Below are 11,519 nucleotides of genomic sequence, written 5' to 3' on the forward strand. Positions count from 1 at the left end.
AAAAGGGCCGCACCCCGGTGGGTGCGGCCCTTCGCGTCACATCACGTCGCGGCGGATCGGTACGTCCCAGTACGTCTCAGTACGTCATCCCGTCACGTCAGTACATCATGCGGAACTGGTTCCAGCCCGAGTTGCCGATCTTCACCTTGTAGTCGTACGGCTGGGCGGCCTTGCCCGTGCCCCTGTACAGCCACAGGGCGCCGTCCTTGTCGCGCGCGACGAGGTCGGACTTGCCGTCCAGGTCGACGTCGCCGGTGCCGACCAGCTTGTTGAACTGGTTCCAGCCGCCGCCGATGCGCTGCTTGTAGTCGAACGGCTTGGTGTAGTCGCCGGTGCCCTTGTAGAGCCACAGCACACCGTCCTTGTCGCGGGCGACGATGTCGGCCTTGCCGTCACCGGTCAGGTCGCCGCGGCCGGCGATCTCAGTGAACTGACCCCAGCCCGGTCCGACCTTCTTGCGGCCGGTCAGCGTGCCGTCCGGGTAGGCGAGGTAGAGCCACAGGACGCCCTCGCGGTCGCGGACGAGGATGTCCGACTCCTTGCCCCCGCCCAGGTTGCCGGGCGACATGAACTGGTCGTACTGGCCCCAGTCGTCCGCCACGATGCTCGCACTCCGGCCCGCGGGGGCGAAGATGATGTTCTGGTCGTTGTCGCGGACGTACAGTCCGTCGGCGATGCCGTCCCGGTCGTGGTCGACGCGGGCCGCGGCGTTGATCGCGTTCCAGCCGTTGGTGACGTACTCCTTGGGCGTGATGCCGCCCTTGCCGTCGGGCCAGTAGAAGTACAGGTCGTCGTTGTTGACGGCGCTCAGCGGGAGGAAGGGGGCCTCCGCGGAGGGGCCGTCGGCCTTGACGCCCTTGCGCGGGGCCGCGAGCCCCGGAGCGGGGGCGGCCGAGGGGGCCTTGGGGGCGAGGGGGCCGGACTTCGGGTAGTCGCCGGACTTCGCCTCGCCGCGCAGCGCCTCGGAGCGGTGCTTGAACGAGGTGGCCGCGGGCAGCTTCGCCGCGCGCTCGGCCGCGGTGCCGGCGGGCGACGTCCTGGGGCCGTCGGCCAGGGCGGTGCCGGCGGTGGTGCCGACCAGGGCGGCGGCTATCGCGGCGGTGGCGACGCGCTGCACCGCGCGGGAGCGCGGGCGGCCGGGAAGGTGAGCCACGTGGGTTCTCCAAGAGGGTCTCAGCGAAGAGTGGCGTGCCCCTGTCAGGGGCCCTGACAGGGGCACGCCACTGGATCCACGTGATCGTTTCACACTCTCTTTACATGTCAACGGCGCAGTTATGCGGATCTCGGCCCCAATAGTTCGATCTCCGCCAGAGTGCTCTCGCCCGCCGGCCGCAGCCGGTAGTGGCGGTACGAACCGGGCCGGGCCACCGAGAACACCCGGGTCTGCCGGTCCCAGGAGAAGGCCTCGCCCGTGCGCCGGTCCACCTCCTGCCACTGCTCGCCGTCCGGCGAACCCTCCAGGACCCAGCCCTCGGGCGCCTTGGCCCGGTCGGCCGAGGTCAGCGTGTAGGAGGTCACGCGCGCGCCGGACGGCACTTGCAGCAGGGCCGTCGTGAAGGGGGCCTCCGTGAGCGAGGTGTCGTCGGTGAGGGGAGAGGTGCCGGGCAGGGTCACGTCGCCGTCCGGGACGGGTGCCTCGAAGTCCTTGCTCAGCGAGCCCGGCCCGTCGTTCCTGCCGCTGCCCCACGACGACGGCCGCGGGCCCATGGCGAACTCCAGCGTCGCCCCCTTCGCGAGGACGGAGTGCGGGAGCGCCGTGGACCGCCAGGCCTTGCCGTTGACGCGCAGCCCCTGCACGTACACGTTGCGGGCGCTGTTCCGCGGGGCCTTCACCACCAGGTCGCGGCCGTTCTCCAGGTGGACCGTCGCCTTGGTGAACAGCGGCGACCCGACCGCGTACTCGCCGCCGCCCATCACCAGCGGGTAGAAGCCGAGCGCGCTGAACAGGTACCAGGCCGACATCTCGCCGTTGTCGTCGTCACCCGGGTAGCCCTGGCCGATCTCGCTGCCCAGGTAGAGCCGGGACATCACCTCGCGCACCTTCTCCTGGGTCTTCCAGGGCTGCCCCGCCGCGTCGTAGAGGTACGCGATGTGGTGCGAGACCTGGTTGCTGTGGCCGTACATGCCCATGCGGACGTCCCGCGCCTCGGTCATCTCGTGGATGACGCCGCCGTACGAACCGGCGAACTCCGGCGCCCCCGTCTCCGGCGTGCCGAAGAACTGGTCGAGCTTGTCGGCCAGGCCCGCCCGGCCGCCGTACAGCCCCGCCAGCCCGCGGGTGTCCTGCGGGGCGTGGAAGGCGAAGTTCCAGCCGTTGGTCTCGGTGTAGTCGTGGCCCCAGACGCGCGGGTCGTACCGCCCGGGCGGCAGCCGCCGCGAGCCGTCGGCGTTGCGGCCCTGGAAGAAGCCGGTGGCGGGGTCGAAGAGCTTGACGTAATTGCGGGCGCGGTTGGCGAAGTACGCGGCCTCGTCCCGGTAGCGCGGCTTGTGGGTCCGCTCGTGGAGCGCCTTGCCCATCGTCGCGAGCCCGTAGTCGTTGAGGTAGCCCTCCAGGGCCCAGGACATGCCCTCGCGCGTCGTGGTGCTCGTGTACCCGAGGAAGACGGAGGTGTCCATGCCCTTGCGGCCGACGCCGGGCTGCGTGGGCACCACCGTCGCGTTCTTGAGCGCCGCCTCGTATGCCGCCTCCGCGTCGAAGGAGACTCCCTTGGCGTAGGCGTCGGCGAAGGCCACGTCGGAGCTGGTGCCCGTCATCAGGTCGGCGTAGCCGGGGGAGGACCAGCGCGAGATCCAGCCGCCGTCCTTGTACTGCTGGACGAAGCCGTCGACGAGCCGGCCGGCCCGCTTCGGGGTCAGGAGGGAGTAGGCGGGCCAGGTGGTGCGGTAGGTGTCCCAGAAGCCGTTGTTGACGTAGACCTCGCCGTCGACGACCCGCGCGCCCGTCCGGGTGGGCGTGCTCTCGCCATCCGGGCGCGAGAAGGGGCTCGCGTAGCGGTGGCGCGGGCGGGTCCGGGTGCCGGTGTTCTCGAAGCCGGAGTTGGGATAGAGGTAGAGCCGGTAGAGGTTCGAGTAGAGCGTGGTGAGCTGGTCCCGGGTCGCGCCCTCGACCTCGACCCGGCCCAGGACGGCGTCCCACGCGGCGCGGGCGCGGTCGTGGACGCGGCCGAAGGCGGCGCGGCCCGCGCCCTCCGGGACCTCCTGCTCCAGGTTGGCCTTCGCCTGCTCGGTGCCGATGAGGGAGGTCGCGATGCGCAGCGTCACCGTGCGGTCCCGGCCGGGCGCGAGCCGCAGATAGCCGGTCGTGCCGTCCTCGCCGCCCGGGCCCGGCTTGCCGCTCGCCGTGACGGGCGCGTCGAGCACGCCGTAGACGAAGAGCCGGCTCGCGCCGACGGACAGCCCGCTGCGCACGTCCGACCAGGCGGTGAAGGAGCGGTTCTCGGGGTCGAGCGTGAGACCGCCCTGGTTGCGGACGTTGTCGAGGACGAGGGCGGCGGTGTCGGTGGCGTCCCCCGGATAGGTGAAGCGCATGACCGCGGCGTGATCGGTGGGCGCGATCTCGGCCTTGAGGCCGTTGTCGAAGGTCACGCCGTAGTAGTGGGGGCGCGCCGTCTCGTTGGCGTGGTGGAAGGGGAGGGCCCGGGCGGCGCGCCCGGTGTCCGGAGGGTCCGAGCCGGCGGCGGACCGCGGCATCGCCACCGGCATCACCTGGAACGTCTGCCGGTCGCCCATCCAGGGGCTCGGCTGGTGGCTCGCGCTGAACGCCTGGATGGTGGGGAGGTTGTCGGCGTTGTTGGCGGCGGCGTACTGGTAGAGCCAGTCCATGGCGCCCGCGTTGGTCACCGGCGTCCAGAAGTTGAAGCCGTGCGGGACGGCGGTCGCGGGGAAGGTGTTGCCGCGCGAGAAGCTCGCACTGGAGTGGGTGCCGCGCGTCGTCACGGCGTAGTCGGCCAGGTGCGCCGGGGGCCGCTCGGCGGGCGCGGGGGCGAGGGAGACGTCGTCCACCCAGCCGCGGAACTTCGCAGGACCGGAAGGGGAGTCGTACGCGACGAGCACCCGCGCCACGCTCTTCCCCGCGGCGACGGCGCCGATGCGCGACTCCCTGTTGTTCCACTGATTGGCGTAGAGCATCCGGGACTCGGCCTGGCCCCGCGGGGTCAGCGGCGCACCGTGCTGGTCGACGGCGCCGAGGTCACTCAGATAGGTGCCGTCGGTGAAGGCGAGGTCCAGGGCCACGTGCGTGGCCGGATAGCGCTGGTCGACCTCGGGCATGGACGGGAAGACCTTGTACGAGAGGACCGTCCGCGGGGTCACGCGGAGGCCGTCGCCCGCGACCGAGAAGACCTTGTTGTACGAGTACGCGCGGTCCCTGCTCTGGTGGACGCCTCCGTAGCGCAGGGCATGGGTGCCCGTGAAGCCGGCGCGGGCCTTGGCGGTGGGGGAGCCCGGGGGGCCGCTGTCGACGTAGCTGCGCATGTCGGACGGGGGCGGCGGGCCGGTGTAGAGCGGCGCCAGCTGCACCTCGGCCAGCTGGGTGATGTCCGCGCCGCTGTTACGGGCTATGTCGAGCCGGTAGTGCCGGAAGGGGGTGGAGTTGAGGAAGGAGAACTCGCGGGTCTGGAAGCGCTTTTCGAAGGTCTCGCCCTTGCGGGAGTCGAGGGGCGTCCAGTCCCGGCCGTCCTGCGAGCCCTGCAGGGTCCAGTCCCGGGGGTCGCGGCCGGGAGAGTCGTTGGCGGACGTCAGGGCGTAGCGGACGGCGGTGACCGGCTCGGAGAGCTCGAATTCCAGCCAGGCCGCCTTCTCGAAGTCGAGCCACTTGGTCGTGCTCTCGCCGTCGAAGAGGTTCTCCTTGACCTCGCCCGAGCCGGCGTTCTCCCCGCTCGCCCGGACGGCCGTGACGGTGTCGGTGACGTTGCCGGGGATGCCGCGCTCGTCGTTGCCGTCGATGCCGGAGGACCGCTTGTGGCCTCCGGGGGCGGTCTCGACGGTGTTGCGCCAGTCGGGTTTCGGCTGGCCCGGCTCGAAGGAGGAGGCGAAGGAGGGGTCGGTCGGCGCCGCGTGGGCGGCGCGGGCGGCCTGGGCAGATTGGGCGGCTTGGGCGGCGTGGGCGGTCTGGGGCCCGGGCACCTGAATGGCCGTCATGAGGCCAGAGGCGAGGAGGAACGAGAGGAGGAGCGTGAGCGAACGGGTGAGACTAGGCCATCGGTGCCGGGGCCTGTGCCGTTGCCTGCCCTGCCGCATCTCAAGTCTCCCAACGAAACCGACAACGTTGTCAAGTGAGTCGCGCAGAGATAAGTAGGGCGTGAGAGGTGGATGGTGTCAAGGGTCCCGGGGTTGGTGTCGCGGTCGGCGGAGGCGGGAGGGGGCGCCGGAGGGTGCCGACGGCTCCGGGTGGCTCGCGGCAGCTTCCGGCCGGACGCCGGCGGGCGGGAACTCGTACCGTAAGAGGTCTCAACTAGGGAAAGACTGAAGCCCAAAGCTGCTTCCGATCTTGCCCAGTTGGTGAGAAGTGGACTATACCTGTCGGCTACCGGGGAGGTCCTGAAGGCCGCCGCGTCGGCCCGGGGGGAGGGCGGCGGGGGGAGAATGCCGCGGGCACGTCACCGACCCCGGCGCACGCACCCCAGCACGCCCAGCGCATCCAGCACGCCCAGCATTTCCAGCACTTCCGGAACGTCCAGCACACCCAGCTTCAACTGACCCGCGGTGTCGGGCCCTTCGTCAACTCTTGTGAACAAGGGGAAGTACCGGTGCACCGCCTGAGTCCTGGAGAAGGCGAGGACTTGAGCATGGGATCGAGCACGGGATCCACAGGGGAGTTCGGCCGGCGCGACCTGATCAGGAGAGCGGCTGCACTGGGCCTGATCGCGGTGCCGTCGATGGGCGTGCTGAGCGCCTGCGCCAGCGGGGACGGCGACAGCGACAACAAGGTCGACAAGGGGACGAAGACCGATAAGAACCCGCTCGCGGTCAACGAGTCCGCCCCGCTCGACGTCGTCATCTTCGACGGCGGCTTCGGCCAGCAGTACGCCAAGGACGCCGAGGCCGAGTACAAGGCGGCGTTCCCGAAGGCCAAGGTCCAGCACGGCGCCACGCAGGAGATCCAGACCCAGCTCCAGCCCCGCTTCAACGGCGGCACCCCGCCCGACCTGATCGACAACTCGGGTGCCAAGCAGATGGACATGGGCACCCTGGTGGGGAAGAAGCAGCTGACCGATCTGAACGCCCTGCTCGACGCGCCGTCGATCGACGACCCGTCGAAGAAGGTGCGGGACACGCTGCGGCCGGGCGTCGTGGAAATGGGCCAGTTCGACGGCCAGGAGACGTGGGTCCTCTTCTACGCCTACACCGTCTACGGCGTCTGGTATTCGAAGACCAATCTGGAGAAGCTGGACGCGCAGTACCCCGAGACGTGGGACGAGATGCTCGCCGTCTGCGAGAAGGCGAAGAAGAAGGGCATCGCCGGCTGGACGTACCCCGGCAAGCACCCGTACTACCTGCCGTTCAGCCTCTACCCGTTCATCGCGAAGATCGGCGGGAAAGAGGTCATCGACCGGATCGACAACCTGGAGCCGAACGCCTGGAAGGACCCGGCCGTCAAGGCCGCCTTCGAGGCCTATTACGAGCTCCACAAGAAGGGCTACATCCTCCAGGGCACCCCCGGCCTCACCCACATCGAGGCGCAGACGGCGTGGAACCAGGGCAAGGCGCTGTTCATCCCGAACGGATCGTGGGTGGAGAACGAGTCGAAGAAGACCACGCCCGCCGATTTCAAGATGTCGGTCGGGGCGCCGTCGAGCCTGGACGCGAAGCGCGACAAGATGCCCTTCGGCACGATCTGGGCTTCGGGCGGCGAGCCCTTCATCGTCCCGAAGAACGCCAAGAACCCGCAGGGCGGCATGGAGTTGCTCCGCATCATGCTGGGCAGGAAGTCCTCGCAGAACTTCATCAAGCAGGTCTCGTCGCTGACGTCGCTGAACGGCGGCACGGAGGGCCTCACGCTGCCTCCGGGCCTCAGCTCCTCGCAGGAGGCCCTCGCCAAGGCCGGCCAGAACGTGATCAATCCGCGGATCGGGGACTGGTACACCGCGCTGCAGAAGGAGAAGATCGGCGTGGCCGCGCTGGGCGAGATGATGGCGGGCCGGATGACCCCGGACGAGACGATCGCGAAGATCCAGAAGTTCTCGGACGAGGCCCGCGGGGACGACTCGATCAAGAAGTACCGGCACAGGTAGCTCGTACGGAACACGTACCGAGGCAGGTCGGGTCGGGTCGGGTTCGGGTCAGGTCGGACAGGGTCAGGCCGGACAGGGTCAGGCCGGACAGGGTCAGGTCGGACCGGATCAGGTCGGACCGGATCAGGTCGGACCGGTTCAGGTCAGGTCAGGTCACCGGCGGCGGTGCGGCCACGTGCCCGCCCGCCGCTCCGCGTCTGCGGGAGATACGCGGGAGATCTGCGGGAGATCCGCGGGAGATCGGGGTCGAAAGCAATGCAGCACGGCAAGTACCGGTTCATCGTGGGGTTCCTGGCCGTACCCCTGGCGATCTACGCGGTGTTCGTGATCTCGCCGTTCCTCCAGGCCATCTACTACTCCTTCACGGACTGGACCGGACTGAGCCCCGACTTCAAGATGGTCGGGTTCAAGAACTACCGGAAGATGTTCGCCGACGACGTGTTCTGGAAGTCCGTCGGCCACAACGTCCTGCTGTTGCTGGTCCTGCCGCTGGTGACGCTGGGGCTGGGGCTCTTCTTCGCGTTCATGCTGAACGTGGGCGGGCGGAGGAGGAAGAACGCGGCGGTGGCGGGCGTCCGCGGATCCGGCTTCTACAAGGTCGTCTACTTCTTCCCGCAGGTGCTGTCGATCGCGATCGTGGCCCTGCTGTTCCAGTTCGCGTACAACCCGAACAGCGGCGCGCTGAACTCGTTCCTGGACGCGGTGGGTCTGGACTCCGTCCGCCCGGACTGGCTGGGGGACCCGGATCTCGCACTGTGGTGCGTGATGGCGGTGATGGTGTGGAGCAACGTCGGCTTTTACGTGGTGCTCTTCTCGGCCGGCATGAGCTCCATTCCCAAGGACTTCTACGAGGCCGCGCTGCTGGACGGTGCGAACCGCATCCAGACGTTCTTCCGGATCACGCTCCCGCTCCTCTGGGACACCGTCCAGACGGGGTGGGTCTACATGGGCATCATGGCGCTCGACGGCTTCGCGGTCGTCCAGATCATGACGGTCGGCCCGGGCGGACCGGACTATTCGACCGAGGTGCTCGCGTACTTCCTCTACACGAAGGCATTCCGCGACGGGCAGGCGGGATACGCGACCACGCTGGGCGTCGCCCTCCTCATCGTCACCATGATCTTCGCCGGCATCGTGATGAAGCTGGGCCGGCGCGAACGGCTGGAGTTCTGAGATGAGCGCCGCAGAGAGCGAAAGCGCAGTGGAGCGGAACGGCGCCGGGGACCGGATCGGCGCCGAGGACCGCATCGGCACCGAGGGAAGAGTCCTCAACGTCTTCTCGCACGGAGTGCTGATCCTGTGGGCCCTGATGGTCACGCTGCCGCTGCTGTGGGCGGTGATGAGCGCCCTGAAGGACGACAAGGCCATCTTCACGTCGCCCTGGGCACTGCCCACGAGCCTGCACTTCGACAACTGGTCGAGGGCGTGGTCGCAGGCGCACATGGGCGAGTACTTCATGAACTCGGTCGTGGTGGTGGCGGGTTCCCTGTTCGGCACGATGCTGCTGGGCTCCATGGCGGCATACGTCCTGGCGCGCTTCGAATTCCCGGGAAACCGCTTCGTCTACTACCTGTTCGTGGGCGGGATGAGCTTCCCGGTGATCCTCGCTCTGGTGCCGTTGTTCTTCGTCCTGAAGAACATGCAACTGCTGGACACGTACCACGGCCTGATCCTGGTCTACATCGCCTATTCGCTGCCCTTCACGATCTTCTTCCTCAGCGGCTTCTTCCGCACCCTCCCCAGCTCGGTGGCCGAGGCCGCGATGATCGACGGGGCTTCGCACACCCGGACCTTCTTCCAGGTGATGCTCCCGATGGCCAAGCCGGGCCTGATCAGCGTCGGGATCTTCAACTTCCTGGGCCAGTGGAACCAGTACCTGCTGCCGGCAGTCCTGAACGTCGGCGACGAGGACAAGAAGCTGCTCCCGCAGGGCCTGGTGGCGCTGGCCGTCAGCCAGGGCTACAAGGGCGACTGGTCGGGCCTCTTCGCGGGCCTGGTCATCGCGATGCTGCCGGTGCTGGCGGCGTACATCGTCTTCCAGCGGCAGGTACAGGCGGGGCTCACGGCGGGGGCGCTGAAGTAGGGGTTGCGCCGGCGGGGAATCGGTCCCCCGGCGCTCGCGGACACCGCGGACACCGGGGGACGGCCTGCTGCTGTCCGGCGCTCGGACGACTGCGGGACGACTACGAGCGGCGCCCGTAGTCGTGGTCGCCGTGGTGGTGGTCGTTGTCGTGACGGTCGCCGTGGTCGTGGCGGTGATCGTCACGACGGTGGTCGTCGTCGCGGCGGTGATCGTCCCGGCGGTGGTCGCCGTCGTGACGGTGGTCGCCGTCATCACGGTGGCCGTCCCAGCGGTGGTCGTCGTTCCAACCGTGGTCGTCGCCATGGTGGTCGTCGTCGTGGCGGTGGATCTCGTACGGGTGCACCCACCAGCCGTTGTGACAGACGCGGCCTTCGGCGTCACGGTCCCCCTCGTCGTAGACGCCGCTGCCTCTGCTCTCCCCACTGGGCCCGGGACGCCCGTGGGAGTACACGTACCGGCAGTCGAGGGGCGCCGCAGACGTCGCCGCCTGCGCCACCGGGATGACGGGCAGCGCAGCACCGGTCGCACACAGGACCACCAGCGCCGCACGCGCAATATTTCGCATCGGATCGCCCTTCACTCATCGATGGGCCGCACTGTCACACGACCCTGGATGAACCACGATGGCGAAGGAAAGACGACCAGTTGTGACCTATCCACACCAAACCACACGAATGCGTAATGTGGTGCGCTAGGCGTCAAATCTGACTTTCGGTGTGGAGGTGTGCTGCGAGTCGGCCGGCGACGGCCCGCGGCCGTGCGGCGGCCTGAGACCGCCGCACGTGTTGAGCACTCCCGGCCCGGCCGGAGCTCGGTCAGATGCGCACCCTGAAGCCGGGGCCGGCGCCGGTGGCGATGCGGCCGTGGTCGGTCCAGCCGCCGTGGCCGTCGCCGCCCTGGTTCAGGAAGGCGTCGATGGCTCCGTTGTCGTGGACGGAGAGGTGATCGGCCTTGCCGTCGCCGTCGATGTCGGCGAAGCGGATGCCGGCGCCGGGCACCGGGGTGCGCGAGACGATCCGGCCCTGATTGATCCAGTCCCCGTGTCCGTCGCCGCCGTTGTTGGTCCAGGCGTGGACGGTGCCGTTGTCGTCGACGACGAGGTAGTCGGCCTTGCCGTCGGCGTTGATGTCGGCGAAGCGGACCTTGTCGGCGGGTGCGCCGGTGCCGGTGGCGATGATGCCGCGGTCGGTCCAGCTGTCCGCGGCATCATCGCCGTTGTTGGTCCAGGCGTGGACTGCGCCGTCGTCCGAGAGGACGAGGTAGTCGGCCCTGCGGTCGCCGTTGATGTCGGCGAAGCGGACCTTGGTGCCCGGTGCGCCCGTGCCCTTGGCGATGCGGCCGTGGTCGGTCCAGTCCCCGCGCCCGTCACCGCCGTTGTTGACGTATGCGCGCACAGCGCCGTTGTCGTCGACGACGAGGTAGTCGGCCTTGCCGTCGCCGTTGATGTCCACCTGGTAGTCGCCGAGGGGAGCCTCGCCGGGCAAGGCGGGCTTGATGTCCACGCGCTCGCGCACCCAGCCGTTGCCGGCTGCGCGGGCCACTGCCTCGTAGAAGGCGTTCGCCATCTTGGCGTAGCCGCTGTCGTTGGGGTGGAGCCGGTCCTTGAGCTCCTGGGCGGTAACCGCACTCATGTCGACGTAACCCACCTTGAATCCCTTGCTCCGCCGCTCGGAGACCAGGCGCGGCACCTCGGCGTTGAACCTCTCGACGCGCTTCTCCACCTGCTCCGACTGCGAGGGAACGAGGGAGGAGACGAGCAGGGTCATCTCGGGCGCGGCACGGGTGATCCGGTCGATCAGACGGCCCAGCCGGGCGGGGGCGCCGTCCACGTCGTTGTCGAGGTCCATGTCGTTGGTGCCGATGTGGAGGAGCACCACATTCGGGCCTGCCACCGGCAGCCAGTGCTCGATGTTCTCGGAGAGGTCGGAGATCTGCCACCCCGAGTGGCCTTCATGATCTGCACCGTTGGTACGCACCGAGCCCACGAACTGCAGGGAGTCGGTGTGAGGGGCCAGCTTGTCACGCAGGGCGAAACGGTACCCGTCGCGGGAGGAGCTGCCCGCCCCCCACGTGATCGAGTCGCCCAGAGGCATGACCGACAGCCGGGGCACCTTCCAGTTCTGCTGACCGACCGGTGCGGTCACCGCAGTGCCCGGAGACGGAGACGGGGCCGCGGTGGCCGGTGCGGCGACTGCACCCGCCAG

At 69.0% G+C, this 11,519-nt stretch carries 8 protein-coding genes; 3 read left to right on the forward strand and 5 right to left on the reverse strand.

The window, feature by feature from the left end; translation table 11 throughout:
* Window positions 1–97: 97 nt before the first annotated feature.
* The 3 genes from AS857_RS07180 to AS857_RS39845 form a co-directional block, all read right to left on the reverse strand.
* Window positions 98–1,153, reverse strand: a complete 1,056-nt coding sequence (locus tag AS857_RS07180; RefSeq protein ID WP_058042306.1) for an FG-GAP repeat domain-containing protein — start codon at window positions 1,151–1,153, stop codon at window positions 98–100.
* 119 nt (window positions 1,154–1,272) lie between these two features.
* Complete coding sequence (locus AS857_RS07185) at window positions 1,273–5,139, reverse strand: GH92 family glycosyl hydrolase (RefSeq protein ID WP_058042307.1); 3,867 nt, start codon at window positions 5,137–5,139, stop codon at window positions 1,273–1,275.
* Between the two features lie 458 nt (window positions 5,140–5,597).
* Window positions 5,598–5,753, reverse strand: a complete 156-nt coding sequence (locus AS857_RS39845) for a hypothetical protein (protein ID WP_160330198.1) — start codon at window positions 5,751–5,753, stop codon at window positions 5,598–5,600.
* A 33-nt stretch (window positions 5,754–5,786) separates the two neighbouring features.
* On the opposite strand from AS857_RS39845, the gene ngcE reads away from it, so the two are divergent.
* The 3 genes from ngcE (at window position 5,787) to AS857_RS07200 (ending at window position 9,315) form a co-directional block, all read left to right on the forward strand.
* Window positions 5,787–7,232 carry an N-acetylglucosamine/diacetylchitobiose ABC transporter substrate-binding protein gene (gene ngcE / locus AS857_RS07190; protein ID WP_058042308.1) on the forward strand — a complete coding sequence of 482 codons (1,446 nt, stop codon included), beginning with the start codon at window positions 5,787–5,789 and terminating at the stop codon, window positions 7,230–7,232.
* Between the two features lie 255 nt (window positions 7,233–7,487).
* Window positions 7,488–8,405: a carbohydrate ABC transporter permease gene (locus AS857_RS07195; protein WP_058042309.1), complete on the forward strand. Its 918-nt coding sequence runs from the start codon at window positions 7,488–7,490 to the stop codon at window positions 8,403–8,405.
* A 1-nt stretch (window position 8,406) separates the two neighbouring features.
* On the forward strand, window positions 8,407–9,315 hold the full coding sequence (locus AS857_RS07200; RefSeq protein ID WP_079110144.1) for a carbohydrate ABC transporter permease: 909 nt from the start codon (window positions 8,407–8,409) through the stop codon (window positions 9,313–9,315).
* A 100-nt stretch (window positions 9,316–9,415) separates the two neighbouring features.
* Here AS857_RS07200 and AS857_RS07205 read toward each other — a convergent pair whose 3' ends face one another.
* A complete protein-coding gene (locus AS857_RS07205; RefSeq protein ID WP_144440752.1) occupies window positions 9,416–9,880 on the reverse strand; it encodes a hypothetical protein in 465 nt (154 codons plus the stop codon).
* Between the two features lie 250 nt (window positions 9,881–10,130).
* Window positions 10,131–11,459 carry an FG-GAP-like repeat-containing protein gene (locus AS857_RS07210; RefSeq protein ID WP_058042311.1) on the reverse strand — a complete coding sequence of 443 codons (1,329 nt, stop codon included), beginning with the start codon at window positions 11,457–11,459 and terminating at the stop codon, window positions 10,131–10,133.
* Between the last annotated feature and the right edge of the window lie 60 nt (window positions 11,460–11,519).

Origin of the sequence: Streptomyces roseifaciens, assembly GCF_001445655.1 — a bacterium.
GTDB classification, from domain to species: Bacteria; Actinomycetota; Actinomycetes; order Streptomycetales; family Streptomycetaceae; genus Streptomyces; species Streptomyces aureoversilis.

Coding starts and splice junctions, on each gene's coding strand:
- AS857_RS07185 (WP_058042307.1), bottom strand. CDS start 5,139: ATGACGGCCATTCAGGTGCCCGGGCCCCAGACCGCCCACGCCGCCCAA.
- ngcE (WP_058042308.1), top strand. CDS start 5,787: ATGGGATCGAGCACGGGATCCACAGGGGAGTTCGGCCGGCGCGACCTG.
- AS857_RS07195 (WP_058042309.1), top strand. CDS start 7,488: ATGCAGCACGGCAAGTACCGGTTCATCGTGGGGTTCCTGGCCGTACCC.
- AS857_RS07200 (WP_079110144.1), top strand. CDS start 8,407: ATGAGCGCCGCAGAGAGCGAAAGCGCAGTGGAGCGGAACGGCGCCGGG.
- AS857_RS07205 (WP_144440752.1), bottom strand. CDS start 9,880: ATGCGAAATATTGCGCGTGCGGCGCTGGTGGTCCTGTGTGCGACCGGT.